This window comes from Streptomyces sp. NBC_00285 (assembly GCF_036174265.1).
Classification (GTDB): Bacteria; Actinomycetota; Actinomycetes; order Streptomycetales; family Streptomycetaceae; genus Streptomyces.
The window spans coordinates 289,945-306,507 of sequence record NZ_CP108055.1 but is presented as its reverse complement, the minus strand read 5'-3'; the positions used below and the strand labels follow the sequence as shown (position 1 = coordinate 306,507).

Below are 16,563 nucleotides of genomic sequence, written 5' to 3'. Positions count from 1 at the left end.
GAGATCCACTCATCTCGAGAAAGGCACATGGCATGAGCGACATCCAGCCACCCGCGCACCGGCGCGCCAGAGGCCGCGGCCTCGGCCGCCTGGCCGCCCTGCTGACGGCCCTGGCCGTCATGCTGGGCCTGTCCGGCACCGCCGCGTTCGGCGCCACCGACGTCCACGGCGCGGCGCGGCACCCGGTCGTCAGCGTCCCGGCCAAGGCCATCGACGCCGTGGCGCAGATGCAGCCCAGCTGGAACCTGGGCAACTCCCTGGACGCCCCCAGCGAAACCGCCTGGGGCAACCCCCTGACCACCAAGGCGATCTTCGACACCATCGCCGCGAATGGCTTCCACAGTGTCCGCATCCCGGTGACCTGGGGCACCCACCAGTCCGCCACCGCGCCGTACACCATCGATGCCACCTTTGTGGCCCGGGTCAAGCAGGTCGTGGACTGGGCGCAGGCCGCCGGCCTGTACGTCGTGCTCGACGCCCACCACGACTCGGTGAATTGGGTCAACAACATCGTCACGGACCATGACAATGTCATGCCCCGCTTCGCCTCCACCTGGTCGCAGATCTCCGAGGCCTTCAAGTCCGAGCCGCGCACCCTGCTCTTCGAGAGCATCAACGAACCGCGGTTCCCCGGTGCCACGACCGCGCAGGCGACCCAGTACCTGAACGAGTTGAACGTCTCCTTCCACACCGTGGTCCGCGCCTCGGGCGGGGCGAACGCGACCAGGATGCTCGTCCTGCCCACCGTGGGCGGCGATGGCGCCCAGCCCCTCCTGGACGACCTGTCCACCACCATCAACTCCCTGCACGACAGCCAGCTGGTGGCGACCGTGCACTTCTACAGCTACTACCCGTTCAGCGCGAACATCGCCGGCGGCACCCTGTACGGCGACATCGCCCAGAAATACCTGGACGACTCCTTCGCCGATATGCACGACACCTTCGTCGCCAAGGGCATCCCGGTCTACCTCGGCGAGTACGGCCTGTTGACCAGCCCCAACTACTTCTGGCCCGAATCAGTCGAGCGTGGCGAGCAGCTGAAGTACTACGAGCAGCTGGGATACGCGGCGCGCAAGTACGGCGTCACCACCGCCCTGTGGGACGCCTTCAACTACCTGAACCGTGAAACGCTCCAGTGGCGTGACCCGGACATCATCGCGATGATCAAGTCGAGCTGGACCACCCGCTCGGGCACGGCCTCCTTCGACAAGCTCTTCGTCTCCAAGTCCGCCCCGATCACCGCCGAGTCGCTCACCCTGAACCTCAACGGCACCCACTTCCTGGGCGTGTGGCAGGGCAACACCAAGCTGCGCCCGGGCAGGGACTACACCGTCTCCGGAACCACGCTGACCTTCACCGCCAGTGCGCTGACCCGCCTGGTCGGCGACCGCGCCTACGGTACCGACGCCACGGTCCAGGCCCGGTTCTCCACCGGGGTGCCGTGGAACATCGACATCGTCACCAACGACAACCCGACAGTGGCGGCGGCCAATGGCACCACCGACGGCCTGACCATCCCCACCCAGTACCGGGGCAACAACCTGGCGACCATGCACTCCACCTACGCCGACGGCACCAACGCCGGCCCGACCGACTGGACCCCCTACCAGACGTTCAACGAGACGTTCTCGCCCGACTACCCCAACAGCACGATCGTGCTGCCCCCCCCCTGTTCCTCAACTCGCTGCGTGACGGCGACACAGCCACGCTGGTCTTCCACTTCTACAGCGGCCAGACCGCCACCTACCAGGTCACCAAGAACGGCAGCACGGTGACCGGCACCGTCGGCTGACCACCCGTCAACCACGCCCCGGCCGTCGGAGACCTCTGACGGCCGGGGCTCCCCAGGCCCCGAGGAGCCCTCGTGGCCGCCCCTTCCATCGATACAAATCCCACTCCCTGGAGCCACCCCGTGCCCACCGCCACCGCCACCGCGGTCATCAACCTCGACATCGAGGGCCCGACGATCAACCGCCACCTCTACGGTCACTTCGCCGAACACCTCGGCCGCTGTATCTACGGCGGCTTCTGGGTCGGGGAGGACTCGCCGATACCCAACGAGGGGGGTATCCGCCTGGATGTCGTGCGGGCTCTGCGCGCGCTGAACATCCCGAACCTGCGCTGGCCGGGCGGCTGTTTCGCCGACGAGTACCACTGGAAGGACGGCATCGGCCCCCGGGACCAGCGCCCCCGCATGGTCAACACCCACTGGGGCAACGTGGAGGAGAACAACCACTTCGGCACCCACGAGTTCATGGCCCTGTGCGAGCTGCTCGGCGCGGAGCCGTACATCAGCGGCAACGTCGGCTCCGGCACGGTGCAGGAGATGAGCGATTGGGTGGAGTACCTGACCCGTGACGGCGACAGCCCGATGGTGCGGCTACGCAAGGCCAACGGCCGGGAGGAGCCGTGGCGGGTGAAGTTCTGGGGCATCGGCAACGAGACCTGGGGCTGCGGCGGCAACATGCGCGCGGAGTATTCCGCCGATCTGGCCCGCCAGTACGCCACGTACTGCCGTGACCACAGCGGCAACACGCTGTACCGCATCGCCTCCGGCGCGAGCGGCGACGACTACAAGTGGACCGAGACGCTGATGCAGCAGATCAGCTGCTTCGGCTGCGAGGCAACGCCCCGCAACTTCTTCCAGGGCCTGTCCGTTCACCAGTACACGGTGATCGGCCCGTGGGAAGCGAAGGGCAGCGCCACCGACTTCGACACGGACGACTACTACCGCACGATGCTGGAGGCCAAGCGGATCGACCGTATCCTCACCGGCCATTCCACGGTCATGGACTGCTATGACCCGGGCCGCAGGGTCGGGCTGGTCCTGGACGAGTGGGGCACCTGGTGGGACACGGAGCCCGGCACCAACCCGGGCTTCCTGTTCCAGCAGAACGCCCTGCGCGACGCCCTCGTGGCCAGCACCCACTTCGACATCTTCCACCGGCACGCGGCACGCCTGCACATGGCCAACATCGCCCAGACCGTCAACGTCCTGCAGGCCATGCTGCTCACCGACGGCGACGCGCTGGTCCTGACCCCGACGTACCACGTCTTCGAAATGAACAAGGGCCATCAGGACGCCACCTCGCTCGCCGTGCACCTGCAGGCCCAGAACGCCCAGCGCCGGGTGGGGGACAGCGAACTCGACACGCTCTCCGCCTCCGCCAGCATCAAGGACGGCACGGTGCTGATCTCACTGACCAACCTGGACGCCCAGGAGCCCGCCGAGGTGACACTCGACCTGCGCGGCGGCTCCGTCGGCGAGCCGACCGGCCGCCTGCTGACCGCGGACCGGCTCCAGGTCCACAACACCGCGGAGACGCCCGAGGCGGTGGCCCCGCGCCCGTTCGACGCGGTGAAGTCAACCGGCCAGGGAATGGTGCTGACGATTCCCCCGCACTCGTTCCTCACCATCCAGGCACCCGTGGCCCACCCGCGCTGAGGCCTGCCGCGGCGTCTGCGCCCACCATCGACCGAGGGTTTGGAGCTGCTGCCGTTGGAGTGCGTTCAAGAGGGTTTGGGCGAGCGGGAGTGAGAGCTGTTGGTCTGTCTTGTGTCACGCGCCTCGGTGGTGGTGTCGGTTTCAGTGGGGAACTGGCGTTCTCGCATCGAATGCGTGACCTTCATGGGAGGCGCTCGTTTCCCATGGCGACGGGATCTTCGGGTGGGGCCGGGCGGGGGTGACAGGGTGGGTGAACTGAGGAGTCTCGCCGCGCCGTTCGTCGCGTCCGGTCCCAGCGGTGTGGCCGCGCGGACCCGCCTCAGGGAGCTGACACCCGACGACGAGATGATGCTGCGGCTGGTGGGCAGGCATCTGGGGTCGCTGGCCTCGAAGGATCTCAAGGCCCGTTGCCGGGACGGCCTTTCGCATTCCGGTCAGGCGTGGGCGGTGCGTAAGCGGGAGCTGACGCCTCTGTCGTCGTCGCGGTGGGCGGGCAGTATCACCAAGGCCACGCACGACCAGTGGGCGCTGGCCCGCCGTGGCCAGTGGGCGCACCTGCAGCACCTGGAAGCGGGGATCCGCACCATCGAGGACCGGCTGTCCCTGCCGGTCGGGCAGAAGGGGACGAAGAAGGCGCCCGGGGGGTACCGGTCGGCGCGGGAGTGGCATGCGAAGTCCCGGCGGCTGCGGGTGCTTGAGGACCGGCTGACGGCAGCGCGGGCCGACCGCGAGGCCGGCATCGTGCACGTCGTACGCGGCGGCAAGCGTCTGGCCCGTACCCGGCACCACCTGGAGGCGGCCCAGCTCACGGAGTCCGCGTGGCGTGGGCGGTGGGAGGCGGAGCGCTGGTTCTGCCAGGCGGACGGTGAGTCCGGCAAGCGGTACGGCAACGAGACGATCCGGATCAGCCCCGACGGTGAGGTGAGTATCAGGCTTCCCGCGCCGCTCGCCCATCTGGCGAATGCCCCGCACGGACGGTATGTCCTGGCCTGCCGGGTCGCGTTCGCGCACCGGGGCACCGAGTGGGCGGATCGCGTCGCAGCCAACCGGGCGATCGCCTACCGCATCCACTACGACGCCGGCCGCAACCGCTGGTATCTGACCGCGTCCTGGCAGATCCCGCCCACCCCGACCCTCCCGATCGACGCCGTGCTCACCCATGGCGTGATCGGCGTCGATATGAACGCCGACCACCTGGCCGCCTGGCGCCTGGACATCCACGGCAACCCGACCGGCGCCCCGCTCCGCTTCTGCTACGACCTGACCGGCACCGCCGATCACCGTGACGCCCAGGTCCGACACGCCCTGACCCGCCTGCTGCACTGGGCCCGCATGTGTGGTGTGCAGGCGATTGCGGTGGAGGATCTGGACTTCGGTGCGGAGAAGACCCGGGAGAAACACGGCCGCAGGAAACGCTTCCGGCAGCTGATCTCCGGCATGCCCACCGGGAAACTCCGCGCCCGGCTGGCCTCGATGGCCGACGCCACGGGTATCGCGGTCATCGCCGTCGACCCGGCCTACACCAGCCGGTGGGGCGGGCAGTACTGGCAGAAGCCCCTCACCACGAAGAACCGTAAGACCACCCGCCACGATGCTGCTGCCGTGGCGATCGGAAGGCGCGCCCAGGGACACCCGATCCGGCGACGGACGGCACCGCCCCCACCACACCGGAGTGATGCGGTGGGGCATCGGACCGCCCAGGCTGATCGGCGTGTCCCCGGGCGTGAGGGAACCCGTCCCCGCATCCCCGGACCACGGACACGATCCGTGAGCGCCGGACGCGGAGCGAACGCGGGCAACCAGAACGCCCAACACCGTCCGGGGCGTTCGGCCGAGCATGAGACCTGGCAACAGGACTCACACCCGCTCAGTCCCTAGGAACGGTAAACGTGGCAACCATCCAGGACGTGACGAAGGCCGCCGGGGTCTCGGCGATGACCGTCTCCAATGTCATCAATGATCACCCGAACGTGCGCAGGGCGACGCGGGAGAAGGCCCTCGAGGCGATGGCCCGGCTCGACTACCGCGTCAATCTGGCAGCCCGCAACCTGCGCAAGGGCCGGACCGGCACCATCCGTCCAGCCATTCCGGGGGTCAACAGTGCGTACGGCGAGTTGGCTGCCGCCATCGTCGCCGCGGCCGCGCGGTACGACCTGCGGGTGAGCATCGAGCAGACCGGTGCGCTGCGCGAGAACGAACTGGCGGCGCTGTCCCTCTCACGCAACCGGCTGTACGACGGACTCCTCCTCAGCCCCGTGGGCATGGGCTCGGCCGATGCCGAGTGGCTCAACGTCGACTACCCGGTGGTCATCCTTGGTGAGCTGATCATCGGGGCCGGTGGACCACGTCGCCATGCCCAATGTCGACGCGTCGAGGGCGGCCACGCGCCATCTGATCGATCGGGGCTGCCGGCGCATCGCGATCCTGTGCGGGCCGGTGGGTGAAGAGGTGGACGTGTCCAGCCTGCGCCACACCGGATACCGGCAGGCACTGGAGGATGCCGGTCTGCGGGTGGATCCCGCTCTGACCCAGAGCATGGAAGCGTTCACGATGCGGGCGGGTGCACAGGGCGCCCGGGAGATGGTGGAGAGCGGGCTCGGCTTCGACGGTGCGTTCTGCGTGACGGACACCCTGGCGATGGCCGTGCTGCGCGGCCTCGCCGACGTCGGGGTGCGGGTCCCCGAGCAGGTCAAGGTGATCGGCTTCGACAACGTCGAGAGCAGCGAGTTCCTCGTCCCCTCGCTGTCCACCATCGATCCGGATCACGGCGCCATGGCCGAGCGGGCGGTCGCGCTCCTCGCCCGGAGGATCGGCCAGGCCGAGCTCCCGCAGGACCGGGAGGAGTTCGTCAGCCACTTCTCCCTGGTGGTACGGGAGTCGACCGGCGGCTGACCCGGCAGCCGCCCGCCCGACACAGAGCTGCTGACCGGCCATCAGGTTTGGCTGGGAGGACCACTACGACATGCTCAGCGCTTCGGCCGGGCCGTGCTGCCGCGGACGGTGAGGGTCGTGGCGATCTCGGTGCCGCCCTGCTGGACCTCCTCGCGACGGCCGAGGGCGAGCGCCAGTTCGGTCGCGGCGGCTGCCATCTCGTTGAGGGGCTGGTGCACCGTGGTCAGCGGCGGCTCGGCCCATGAGGAGATCGGCAGGTCGTCGAAGCCGACCACGCTCAGGTCGCGGGGGACGGACAGCCCGAGTTCTCCGGCGGCCTGGTAGACGCCGAGCGCCTGCGGGTCGGAGACGGTGACGAAGGCGGTGGGCCGCTCGGGGAGGGCGAGCAGCTCGAGCGCGGCGGCCCGGCCGCCCTCGCGGGTGAAGGGGGAAACGGCCAGCAGCTCGGGATCGGGCGTCAGTCCGTCCTGGGCGAGCGCCGCGAGGAAGCCCGACTGCCGGGGCACGATGACGGGCTGGCCGGTGCCGCTGATCATGGCGATGCGGCGGTGCCCCAGGTCCAGCAGGTGCCGCATCGCGGCCTGCCCGCCGCGGAAGCCGGTGGAACCCACGAACGGCACCTCGTCGGGGAGGTCGTCGAGCGGATCGATGATGACGAAGGGAATGCCCGCCGCGGTCAGCTGCTCGCGTTCCTCCGGCGAGAGCCGGTTCACCGCCAGGACGCAGTTCGGCCTGCGGCCGGCTGTCTCCTCGATCGAGCGCCCCGGTGGGCCGTCACCGCGGACCTCGGAGACCATCACCACGGCCCGGTGCTTGCGCGTTGCCCGCTCCACTCCGCGGATGACCTCAACCGCCCACAGGCTGTCGAGCTCACGGAAGACCAGCTCCACGACGTTGCTGCGGTTGCCGACCGGCTTGCGGTAGCCGTGGAGGGTGATGAGTTCCTCGACGCGCGCGCGGGTCTGGTCCGAGACGCCGCCGCGCCGGTTGAGCACCTTGGACACGGTCGGAATGGAGACGCCCGCCGATTCCGCGATGTACGCGATCGTGACGGCGCCCGCTTCCGCGCCCGCTTCCGCCCGGTCGTCCGTCGCCTTCATGCCGTCCCGTTCGTCGTGCCGCCGTGCTGCCGCGGAGGCGCGGTGCTCTGGCGGACCACCAGTGCGGTGGCGATCTCCACCCCGGTCTGGGGTAGTTCCCCGCCCCGGCCCAGCGCGAGCGCCAGGCCGGCGGCGGTGGCTGCCATCTCCCGCAGCGGCTGGTGCACCGTGGTCAGCGGAGGATCGAGCAGCGCCGCGACCGGCAGATCGTCAAAGCCTACGACGCTCAGATCGCCGGGAATGGACAGCCCCAGCTCCCTGGCGGCCTGGTAGACGCCGAGCGCCTGCATGTCGGAAGCGGCGAAGATCGCGGTCGGCGGGTCGGGGAGCGAGAGCAGCTGCCGTGCGGTCGCATGGCCGTCCTCGAAGGTGATGGGCGTCCAGGGCGTCAGCCCGGGCTCCGGGGACAGGCCGGCCTCGGCCAGCGCGGCGAGGTGGCCGGCCTGCCGGGCCACACAGTAGGGGTGGTCAGGACCGTTGATCATGGCGATGCGGCGGTGTCCGAGTCCCAGCAGGTGCCGCGTCGCCGCCTGGCCGCCGCGGAAGTTCGTGGAGCCGACATAGGGCGTGCCCTGCGACAGCTCGGTGATCGGGTCGTAGACGACGAAGGGGATGCCCCGCGCCGTCAGCCGCTCGAGCGCCGAGGCCGGGAGGGGCCGCACCGACAGGCAGGGGGCTCCGGCGCGCAGGGGCAGCAGCTCACCGGAACGGGCCGCGAATCCGCTCACCACGAGCCCGACCCGCTGCTCCCGCGCGACGGCTTCGATACCCTGCAGGATCTCCTCGCTCCACATGTTCGTCAGCTCGTGGAAAACCAGCTCGACGAGCTCGCTGTTGTCACCCGGCTGGTCGGCGCCGTGGTGCCGCAGCAGTTCCTCCACGCAGGCGCGGGTGCGCTCCGGCAGGGCGTGGTGGTCGTCCGACGGCGTCGGCGGCTGCGGGGCAGGGGCCGGGAGGTCGGCGGGATCGGTCATGCAGGCGATCGTGATGGAGCTCCGGGTGTCGCCCGAAGCGGACGGGTTCTCGCCCTCGCCTTTGTCCGTCACATTCGCCTCCTGGTTCACGCCGGTGCGTCCACGACCGCCGCCCTTGCCGGACAGGCCCGGCCGAGGGGCGGCCTGCCTGCCGGGGCCATTGTGGCACTTCAGCACCGGGCAGGGATTGGTTCGCCTGGGCGGGACCTTTCGGCAGGCTTCGAGGGCCGGCGCGCCCTCCTGCTGCGCACACCCGCGCGCCGGCCCCGTGGACCGGGCCCGGCGCGCGGGTGTTCCTGCTCGGCTGCTAGGCGATGATCGCGTCGACCAGCGAGGCCCAATTGCCCTGTGATGACGGGTTCTTGGTGACGGTGACGGTGACCTTGAGGATGTGGGTCGCGGTCGGGTCGAGTCCGTCGGCGGTGAACACCGGTGCGTTCACCCCCTGGCTGGAGCTGCGGTACAGGTCCACGGAGGTGGCCGCGCCGCCGTCGACGGAGACGCTCATGATGCCCTGGCCGTTGCAGGCCGTGGAGTTCAGTGCCACGTAGCTGCCCTCGAAGCTCAGGGTGGCGGTGTCGCCTGTGGTGTTGGACCAGGTGTTGCCGCTGCCGCGGCTCGGTGAAGGTCCGGAGCACGGCGTACTGGGAGCAGAACGACCTTGCGCTCAGGAACGCCGGGCCGCTCACCGCGCTCACGGTGGAGGTGCACGTTGCGCTGACCGGCTCGGTGCAGCAGACCGGCAGCTGGCGGACCCTGCCCAGCGACGACTTCAGCGTTACCATCCAGCAGACCGGACATTCGCTGGTCTACCGGTGGGTGCTGAAAGCCGGACGTACCGTGCCGCCCGGCCAGCACGTGTTCGCCGTCCAGTTCAACCACGCGACGGGTACGCGCAGCGCCGCAGGCGACAACTACCGCGTGGACGCACAGGGGCAGGCGGGCGGCGCAGTCTCGGTCTGGGGCGGCTTCGCGGGCCGATGGACCGCCGCCGCCGGAGCGGAGACCGACGGCCGGGGCGCACTCCCCGGGTGGGCGGTGTCGCTGCCGGCCGTCGGTCACTCCTTCACGTGGTCTCACTTCCCGTGCAAAGCCCTGCGGCGATGTCCGCGAAGCACCAGGACGCTTCCGGCGATGATGGCCAGCAGGCCACCGAGGGCGCTGTAAGTGACCGTGCTGCTCACCCCGGTGGAGGCCAGGCTGCCGGACGTGCTGCTCGGGGTCGGCTGGGCGACGGGTGCGCCGGTCCCCGCCTGCGCGCGAGTGCCGATGGTGCCGGAGGCGGAGACAACCGGCGCGGCGGCGGTCGGTGTGGCGGCGACCGACGGCTTGTGCACGCCGGCAGTCCCCGATGCGGGCTTCAGCTGAAGGGTCGTGGTCGATCAGCTGCATGTGAAACGCGTGGGCGTGGTCTTCTCGTCTGCGGAGACGACGTACTCGTCTTCTCCGAGCAGGGTGCCATCGAAGACGCGCGCGTAGAGGTCCAGGACTCGTTGAGCGATGGCGCGGAAGTTCGGGTCGCGGATGAAGATCCAGGAACGGTGCTGCCAGGGCTTGAGTGCGTCGTCCCTGAGCCGGCGGCGCACAGTGGAGGCGGAGATCGTCTCGGTGATTGCCCGGGTGACGGCCTCGCGCGCGAGCTCGGGGCATGACCAGCACGAGAGCGGGGCTTCGAACTCGGTGGGCAACTGGCAGGCCAGTGCCTTGACTTCGGCGATCTGCAGCGCGGTGAATGTCGGAGGCCGCCCCGATCGCTTGCGGTCGGCCAGGGCGGGCACCCGGCCGGCCGCGAATCGGCCGCGCCAGCGGCGCACGGTGTCCACGTGCAGGTGGGTTTCGGCGGCGATCCGGGCGTTGCTGCGGCCTCGTGCTGCCAGGGGCACGATCGTCGCCCGCTGGCGTGCCTGGTGCGGGGTCTTGTGGGCGTAGGCCATTTTCTTGAGCCGGTGGCGCTCGCCAGCGGTCAGTTCCAAGGGTGCGGCGGAGCACACGGGCGGAAGGAGGGCGGCCCATCTGTCCGTGGTGGAGAACGAAGTGGCGGGGCCGGCTTCTCGCACGGGCCGTCGGCTCGCCCGGGCCACAGCCTGAGCATTGGAGCCGGTGAAGCTTCCAGGTCGGAGCCAAATTACTTGTCAGGCGTTGGAGTGAACACCGATGCCGCCGGAGACGGTGAGGTTGTCGCCGGTGATGTAGCCGGCGGCGTCCGAGGCGAGGAAGGCCACGGCTTCGGCGATGTCGGCGGGAGCGCCGACGCGGCCGAGCGGGATGTCCCGGGCCCAGGAGCCGATCATTTCCTGGGAGACACCCATCTTGCTGTAGGCAGGGGTGTTGATCAGTCCCGGGCTGACCGCGTTGACGCGGATGCGGTGGGGGGCGAGTTCGAGTGCGAGGGACCGCATGAGGGGCAGCAGAGCGCCCTTGGCCGCTGTCATCGCGGCCCCGAGCCCTTCGGCGGCGCCCACGGTGAACACGACCGAGGCGCCCTCGTTGAGGAGCGGCAGCGCCTTTTGCAGGGTGAAGAAGTGTCCCTTGACGTTGATGTCGAACAGGGCGTCGAAGGCGTCTTCGTCGGTTGATTCGATCGGGCCGGGGCGGGAGATGCCCGCGTTGAGGAAGAGCAGGTCGAGGGAGCCGAGTTGTCGGCGCGCCTGGTCGATCGCCTGGTCGATGTCCGGCAGGGACCGTGCGTCGGCCCGGACAGCCGTGACGTCTTCGGGAAGTCCGGCGTCGGCGACATTGCCGAGGCCGGTGACCATGACGCGGTAGCCGCGGGAGTGGAGCAGTTCGGCGGTCGCCTTGCCGATGCCGCTGGTTCCACCGGTGATCAAAGCTGTGGGTGCAGGCATGATGCGCTCCTTTGCGTACTTCTGGGCGGGGGCGGCTCTGTCCGTGGGGCAGTTGGCGGTGCTGCGGCACCGCCCTGGCAGCGTACGACAAGTTGGCAGCGACTGCCAAGCATCGTGTGACTGCCAGACTGGCAGTGCTGGGCTAGTCTGGTGACATGAAGCAGGAAGCCAAGTCAGCGACGAGCGCACCGACCACGCTGTGGGACCGGACACGGCAGCTGGCTTCCCAGGAGATCCTCGAGACGGCACTGCGCCTGTTCATCGAGCAGGGCTACGACGAGACGACCATCGCCCAGATCGCCCGGGAGGCCGGCGTTTCCCAGCGCACTCTCTTCCGCTACTTCGGCACCAAGGAGGACCTTCTCGGCGGCGGCCAGGACCAGTTCGGGCAGGTCCTGATGGACACGATCAGCGAACAGCCCGCCGATGCCGGTATCTGGGAGGCCCTGCGCGCAGGGGTGGCTGCCGTACTGGCCTTGCATGACAGCCGCGAGCAGGCCCTGGAGCGGTTCCGCCTCCTGCACAACACCGCCTCGCTGCGTGCCGGTTGGCTCGAAAAGCGACTGCGGTTCCAGGAGAACCTGCTGCCGCTCATCGAGACCCGCATGGACGCTGCTGCCGGCAACGAGGGTGCGAGGGCCCGCGCGGTGATCGCGACGGCGTTCGCATGCCTGGATGCCGCATCGATGACGTGGGTCGCCAACGGCGGCAAGAGCGAAATCATGGACCTGTACGACGAGTGCCTGGCTGCGGTGCGCGGCTGACCCGCAGCGGCCGACCGGCCCGGGAACCGTGGACGGAAACTGGGCACACCCGCTGCCACAGACCGGTTCCACATCTGGATCTCCCAGCTGGGTTCAGATGGGCCACGCTGGCGTCATGCGCAACGAGATGGCACGTCCGCTCCGCTACTTGGACTCCACATGTCGAGTGCTCGAGTCAACCCCCGAAGGACTTCCGGAGCCGACCACTAACGACCTTGGGAGCGATATCAGCTCCCGGATCTGCCTGGCGGTCTGGAGCTCTGCGCAATCAGGACGCCGCTGAGGCGGAGTGACGCCGGTCAGGCGGATCGCGATCGCCGCAGTCTTGACCGGCGCGTCCTGGTCAGGGATTGGACCTCAGCGGGGGTGCCTGCCACGTCATCCCGGGCGGCTGGGGTAGGGGCGAGGGCTCGGGTCCGGGGTCATCGGTGTCGACGATTCCGGCGGCCGTGTGGTCGAAGTCGTCGGGCCAGCGGGTGTGCTCACTGGCCAGGGCGCCGGTCAGGCGTGCTTCGACAAGGTTGGCGGTGCGCAGGTCGGTGCCGCGCAAGTCGGCCATGCGGAGGTCGGCGCGGTGGAAGACCGCGCCGTGGGCGTCGGCCTTGCGCAGGTTTGCCTCGCGCAGGTCGGTCTCGGTGAAGTCGGCGTCACGCAAGTCGGTTTCGACCAGCTTCGCGGCCCGTAGGTCGCCCAGAATGCAGCGAGCCCGGCGGAGAATCGCCGTCGTGAGGTCAGCGTGCCGCAGGTTGACCGAGACCAGGGACGCCTGGGTCAGATTGGCGTGGTACAGGCCCGCCGCCTCCATGCAGGCGCGGTCGAAGTTGACCTCGGGGAACCACAGTCCGTCGCAGTCGGCCCGGCGCAAGTCGGTGATGCTGAGGTTGACCCAGGACTGCTCCCGGTGCTGGCACAGCACGCCGAGCGCGGTCAGCGCCACCTGGGCGTCGGCGGGGCGGGTCTCCAGGGGTGCGATGTCGTTGATGGGCACGTCTGCCGCCCCCGCGCCCACCGCTCCGGCCGCAAGGCGTTCGTCTCCGGCAAGAAGAAGCAGAACACCGTCAAGACCACGACCTTCAGTGACCCGCAGGGTCGCACCGCTGTTCAGCGGTGTGGTCCGGCCGGGACGTATGCACGACTGGACCGCCGTGCGCACCGAGGGCATCGCCGAGCAGTTCCACCGGCACCCCAAGGTCAAGGCCGAGGTCGACGAGGGCTACCGGGGCCTGGCCAACGAGTTCCCCGGCCAGGTCAGCGCTCCGCCGAAGAAACTGAAGGACGACGCGCCGCTGGGCGAGCACCACGCCTGGCGCGAGCAGCGACGCCGCCAGTCCTCCGCGCGGATCTGCGTAGAGCACACCAACGCCGAGTACAAGCAGTGGCGGCCCCTGCAGCGGTTCACCGGCTGCCGCGAGACCTACGCCGAGACCCACCTCGCGATCGCCGCCCTGGTCTCTGACCGCTCCGCCCGGCGGGCAACCCGCCGCAAGTCGAGCACGGAACTGGTGCTCGCCCGGCAGGCCGCCTGCTGATCACCCACCAGCCAACCCGCCAGGCCAACACGCCCCGAACTCAATCGCTCCCAAGGTTGTAAGCCGGGTGGCTCACCCGTCACCCCACGGCCCTGGCCGAGGAGGACCGGACCGATCTGAAGCAGGTCCTGGCTCGCTGTCCCGAACTGGACGCGGCCGCTGGGTATGTCCGCGACTTCGGCGAGATACTCAGCAACCGTCTGGGTGCCACGCTCCCTGCCTGGATCGATGCAGTCGATGGGAGCCGTGAACCGTATCAAGAAGATCAAGGGACAGCTCTACGGCCGAGCCCGATTCGAGCTTCTCCGCAAGATGATCCTGCTCCAGTGACCCTCAGCGTCCCGTACCAGTAGATCTGGTCCAACGAACTCGATCGACGCAGGCCACCGGGGCTCGTAGCCTCTCGCTGTGACAGATACGACTGAGGCGCGAGACGCCTTCAAGAATCGATGCGCCAACGCCGCACGCACGCTCGTATCATGCGTCGGCTACTCCATCAGTCGCATCTCGTTCAATGTCTTCGCCGAGGAAGACTCCCTGGAGATTGCTCTCAGGGAAGGGCCGTGCAAGCCGGACGTAGTAATCTCCCTCTCCAATCTCCACCACCTCTCGGTCGACAAGTGCCCGCCGCTCGACGGCAACTTCATCGACGAGATCTCCTTGATCCACCTCCCGGCACTCCCGAACCCATGGCCTGCGGATGCCGCTGACCGCGTCAGGCGGTTCGACGGACTCTGCGAGCTCGCATGGCTGCGGATCGTTGGACCGGCCGAAGTTGACGCTGTCGCATCGATTCTGACCGTCTACACCGCAATGAGCGACGACCGGGCCTCAACGGTTCGAAATCAACGGTGATGACGGCCGCAGCGTCACCCGGCCCGGCCCGGCCCGTCACGATCGAACATCGAGGTGATGCTCTGCGACGACTCCCCAAGATCTGCCGCGGTGAACCAGCTGCGCGCGGACGGCTTCGACGTCCGTGACGAGGACGTGGCCCTATCGCCGTTTGTACGGCAGCAAATCAACGTGCTGGGCCGGTACTCCTTCCAGATTCCTGACCTGCCCGGCGGACTGAGACCTCTACGCGATCCGGATGCCAGCGAGCAGTGAGGACCGTCCCGGCCTGACGCACCTGCGTACTGCACGACCCCACGGCCCGGAGTGTCCGTTCGCCGCAGTGCGGCGACTGGGGACTGCGGGCCGACCGGAGAACCCGGGGCAGTGCCCATGATGATGATCTGTACGCCGTAGATTGGGCGCATGGTGGAGGGGACGCCGGGCGCGGCGAGAACGCGGTTACCGGGGAAGCAGAAGCGAGGGCGGCATGCCGCCGCGAAGTCCGGCGCGGCAAAGGGCGGGCTGATGCGCTCGTCCATGCTGATGGCAGCGGGGACGGTGGTGTCCCGGGCAACGGGCCTGCTGAGAACAGTCCTACAGGCCGGGGCACTCGGGACGGGACTGCTCGCTACGACGTACAACCAGGCCAACGTGGTGCCGGCGAGCCTGTACTTCCTGCTCATCGGCGGTGCGCTGAACTCCGTACTGGTTCCGCAGCTGGTGAGGGCCAGGATGGAGCAGCCCGATGGCGGACGGGCCTTCGAGCAGCGTCTGGTCACCCTCACGATGTCGGTGCTGGGAATCGGCACGCTGCTGGCTGTCTGGGCGGCGCCGCAGATCATCAGCCTCTATCAGAGCGACTCACCGGCCAACCACGAAGCGTTTCAGCTGACGGTGGTCTTCGCGCGGTTCCTGCTCCCGCAGATCTTCTTCTACGGACTGTTCAGCATCCTGGGCCAAGTGCTCAACGCCCGCAACAAGTTCGGCGCGATGATGTGGACCCCTGTCCTCAACAACGTCGTCCTGATCTCCATGTTCGGTGTGTACCTCGGCATGATGACCGTTCCGGACTCCGTCCAGGACATCTCCCAGGCCCAGGTCACGCTGCTCGGCGCGGGCACCACACTCGCCCTGGCGATCCAGGCGCTCGCCCTGATTCCCTTCGCCAGGGCTGCCGGCTTCCGCTTCCGCCCACGTTTCGACTGGCGCGGCACCGGGCTCGGCAAGAGCATCAGCGCGGCCCGTTGGACCCTGCTGTTCGTCCTCACCAACCTCGTAGCCAGCACGGTGGTGACCCGCTATGCCTCCGCCGCAGACACGGCACTGCCCAATGGCGGCGTGGGCTTTTCCGCCTACACCTACGCGCAGACCATCTGGTCGCTGCCGCAGTCCGTCATCACCGTCTCGCTGGTCACCGCCCTGCTGCCGCGAATGAGCCGGGCCGTTGCCGAACACCGCCTCGACGACATGCGCGGTGACCTCTCCCGAGCCCTGCGGATCAGCGGCGTCGTCATCGTTCCCGCCGCTTTCTTCTTCGTCGCCCTCGGCCCGCAAATGGCGCAGGTGGTCTTCGCTCACGGAGCAGCCCATCCGGCATCCATCGTGCCGCTGGGCCAGATGCTCCAGGCTTTCGGACTCGGGCTGATCCCCTTCTCGGCGCAGTACATGCTGCTGCGCGGCTTCTACGCCTTCGAGGACACCCGCACCCCGTTCTGGATGGCCGTGTGGATCAGTACGGCAAACATCGCCCTGGCCACGGTCTGCCATCTGCTGATGCCTCCGCGCTGGGCCGTCACTGGCCTGGCCGGCGCCTACGCCGCCTCGTACGCCATCGGCCTGCTCATCACCGCGATGCTGTTGCGACGACGCCTCGAAGGCCGGCTGGACGGCAAGCGACTGTGCCGCACCTACGGCAAGCTGACGGCCTCTGCTCTCGCGGCGGGAACGCTGGGTTGGTCCGTGGCCCGCTCATGCTCCAGCACCGTCACCTCGACCACCTGGGCACCCGCTCTGGGCCTCGCCGCAGGAGGCCTCACGATGCTCCTGGTGTTCGTGCTGCTCGCACGAATCCTGAAGATCAGCGAGCTGCGGAGCCTGCCGGGCCTGGGGTGAGCGTCCGAACCGGGGCGCGGGTCCGGGGCCGGTGTGTCCGGCCAGGCGACCGGGACGTCCGGGC

Annotated in this window: 18 protein-coding genes and 1 pseudogene; 12 read left to right on the top strand and 7 right to left on the bottom strand. The window is 69.0% G+C overall.

The window, feature by feature from the left end; translation table 11 throughout:
• Positions 1-32: 32 nt before the first annotated feature.
• From OHT57_RS01570 to OHT57_RS01550, 6 genes and pseudogenes are all read left to right on the top strand, one after another.
• Positions 33-1,607: pseudogene (locus OHT57_RS01570) on the top strand (cellulase family glycosylhydrolase); the annotation flags it as partial.
• Entirely contained in the window at positions 1,595-1,792 is a 198-nt protein-coding gene (locus OHT57_RS47335; RefSeq protein ID WP_443053582.1) for a hypothetical protein, read from the top strand. The pseudogene OHT57_RS01570 and the gene OHT57_RS47335, both read left to right, overlap by 13 nt.
• Before the next feature lie 120 nt (positions 1,793-1,912).
• The gene (locus OHT57_RS01565; protein ID WP_328743995.1) at positions 1,913-3,445 is read left to right on the top strand and encodes an alpha-N-arabinofuranosidase; all 1,533 of its coding nucleotides are present in this window, start codon (positions 1,913-1,915) and stop codon (positions 3,443-3,445) included.
• 246 nt (positions 3,446-3,691) lie between these two features.
• Complete coding sequence (locus OHT57_RS01560) at positions 3,692-5,323, top strand: transposase (RefSeq protein ID WP_328743994.1); 1,632 nt, start codon at positions 3,692-3,694, stop codon at positions 5,321-5,323.
• Positions 5,324-5,334: 11 nt separating this feature from the next.
• Positions 5,335-5,889: a LacI family DNA-binding transcriptional regulator gene (locus tag OHT57_RS01555; protein ID WP_328743993.1), complete on the top strand. Its 555-nt coding sequence runs from the start codon at positions 5,335-5,337 to the stop codon at positions 5,887-5,889.
• Complete coding sequence (locus tag OHT57_RS01550) at positions 5,798-6,337, top strand: LacI family DNA-binding transcriptional regulator (protein ID WP_328743992.1); 540 nt, start codon at positions 5,798-5,800, stop codon at positions 6,335-6,337. The genes OHT57_RS01555 and OHT57_RS01550 overlap by 92 nt, the downstream gene beginning before the upstream one ends.
• A 74-nt stretch (positions 6,338-6,411) precedes the next feature.
• On the opposite strand, the gene OHT57_RS01545 is transcribed toward OHT57_RS01550, so the two are convergent.
• The 3 genes from OHT57_RS01545 to OHT57_RS01535 all read right to left on the bottom strand — a co-directional run bounded on the left by OHT57_RS01545 (position 6,412) and on the right by OHT57_RS01535 (position 8,958).
• Positions 6,412-7,437, bottom strand: coding sequence for a LacI family DNA-binding transcriptional regulator (locus OHT57_RS01545; RefSeq protein WP_328743991.1), 1,026 nt, complete (start codon positions 7,435-7,437; stop codon positions 6,412-6,414).
• Positions 7,434-8,483 (bottom strand): substrate-binding domain-containing protein, encoded by a 1,050-nt coding sequence (locus OHT57_RS01540; RefSeq protein WP_328743990.1) that lies wholly within the window; start codon positions 8,481-8,483, stop codon positions 7,434-7,436. The genes OHT57_RS01545 and OHT57_RS01540 overlap by 4 nt, the downstream gene beginning before the upstream one ends.
• Before the next feature lie 235 nt (positions 8,484-8,718).
• Positions 8,719-8,958: a hypothetical protein gene (locus tag OHT57_RS01535; RefSeq protein WP_328743988.1), complete on the bottom strand. Its 240-nt coding sequence runs from the start codon at positions 8,956-8,958 to the stop codon at positions 8,719-8,721.
• 74 nt (positions 8,959-9,032) lie between these two features.
• On the opposite strand from OHT57_RS01535, the gene OHT57_RS01530 reads away from it, so the two are divergent.
• A complete protein-coding gene (locus OHT57_RS01530; RefSeq protein WP_328753532.1) occupies positions 9,033-9,578 on the top strand; it encodes a hypothetical protein in 546 nt (181 codons plus the stop codon).
• Here the strand turns inward: OHT57_RS01530 and OHT57_RS01525 are convergent.
• From OHT57_RS01525 to OHT57_RS01515, 3 genes are all read right to left on the bottom strand, one after another.
• A complete protein-coding gene (locus OHT57_RS01525; protein WP_328743987.1) occupies positions 9,488-9,748 on the bottom strand; it encodes an LPXTG cell wall anchor domain-containing protein in 261 nt (86 codons plus the stop codon). The genes OHT57_RS01530 and OHT57_RS01525 overlap by 91 nt on opposite strands.
• Before the next feature lie 45 nt (positions 9,749-9,793).
• The gene (locus OHT57_RS01520; protein WP_328743986.1) at positions 9,794-10,384 is read right to left on the bottom strand and encodes a helix-turn-helix domain-containing protein; all 591 of its coding nucleotides are present in this window, start codon (positions 10,382-10,384) and stop codon (positions 9,794-9,796) included.
• A 159-nt stretch (positions 10,385-10,543) separates the two neighbouring features.
• Positions 10,544-11,257, bottom strand: coding sequence for an SDR family NAD(P)-dependent oxidoreductase (locus tag OHT57_RS01515; RefSeq protein ID WP_328743985.1), 714 nt, complete (start codon positions 11,255-11,257; stop codon positions 10,544-10,546).
• A gap of 155 nt (positions 11,258-11,412) precedes the next feature.
• Here OHT57_RS01515 and OHT57_RS01510 point away from each other — a divergent pair, with 155 nt between their 5' ends.
• Positions 11,413-12,021 (top strand): TetR/AcrR family transcriptional regulator, encoded by a 609-nt coding sequence (locus OHT57_RS01510; protein WP_328743983.1) that lies wholly within the window; start codon positions 11,413-11,415, stop codon positions 12,019-12,021.
• A gap of 343 nt (positions 12,022-12,364) precedes the next feature.
• On the opposite strand, the gene OHT57_RS01505 is transcribed toward OHT57_RS01510, so the two are convergent.
• Positions 12,365-13,009, bottom strand: coding sequence for a pentapeptide repeat-containing protein (locus OHT57_RS01505; protein ID WP_328743982.1), 645 nt, complete (start codon positions 13,007-13,009; stop codon positions 12,365-12,367).
• 88 nt (positions 13,010-13,097) lie between these two features.
• Here OHT57_RS01505 and OHT57_RS01500 point away from each other — a divergent pair, with 88 nt between their 5' ends.
• From OHT57_RS01500 to murJ, 4 genes are all read left to right on the top strand, one after another.
• Positions 13,098-13,550: a transposase family protein gene (locus OHT57_RS01500; RefSeq protein ID WP_328743981.1), complete on the top strand. Its 453-nt coding sequence runs from the start codon at positions 13,098-13,100 to the stop codon at positions 13,548-13,550.
• A gap of 408 nt (positions 13,551-13,958) precedes the next feature.
• Entirely contained in the window at positions 13,959-14,405 is a 447-nt protein-coding gene (locus OHT57_RS01495) for a hypothetical protein (protein WP_328743979.1), read from the top strand.
• A 90-nt stretch (positions 14,406-14,495) separates the two neighbouring features.
• Positions 14,496-14,660: a hypothetical protein gene (locus tag OHT57_RS01490; RefSeq protein ID WP_328743978.1), complete on the top strand. Its 165-nt coding sequence runs from the start codon at positions 14,496-14,498 to the stop codon at positions 14,658-14,660.
• A 150-nt stretch (positions 14,661-14,810) separates the two neighbouring features.
• Positions 14,811-16,499, top strand: a complete 1,689-nt coding sequence (gene murJ / locus OHT57_RS01485; RefSeq protein WP_328743976.1) for a murein biosynthesis integral membrane protein MurJ — start codon at positions 14,811-14,813, stop codon at positions 16,497-16,499.
• The last annotated feature ends 64 nt before the right edge of the window (positions 16,500-16,563 follow it).

Bases quoted from the DNA above. Each gene is read 5' to 3' on its own strand.
- OHT57_RS01550 (WP_328743992.1), top strand. From the start codon at position 5,798: ATGCCCAATGTCGACGCGTCGAGGGCGGCCACGCGCCATCTGATCGAT.
- OHT57_RS01545 (WP_328743991.1), bottom strand. From the start codon at position 7,437: ATGAAGGCGACGGACGACCGGGCGGAAGCGGGCGCGGAAGCGGGCGCC.
- OHT57_RS01515 (WP_328743985.1), bottom strand. From the start codon at position 11,257: ATGCCTGCACCCACAGCTTTGATCACCGGTGGAACCAGCGGCATCGGC.
- OHT57_RS01510 (WP_328743983.1), top strand. From the start codon at position 11,413: ATGAAGCAGGAAGCCAAGTCAGCGACGAGCGCACCGACCACGCTGTGG.
- murJ (WP_328743976.1), top strand. From the start codon at position 14,811: ATGGTGGAGGGGACGCCGGGCGCGGCGAGAACGCGGTTACCGGGGAAG.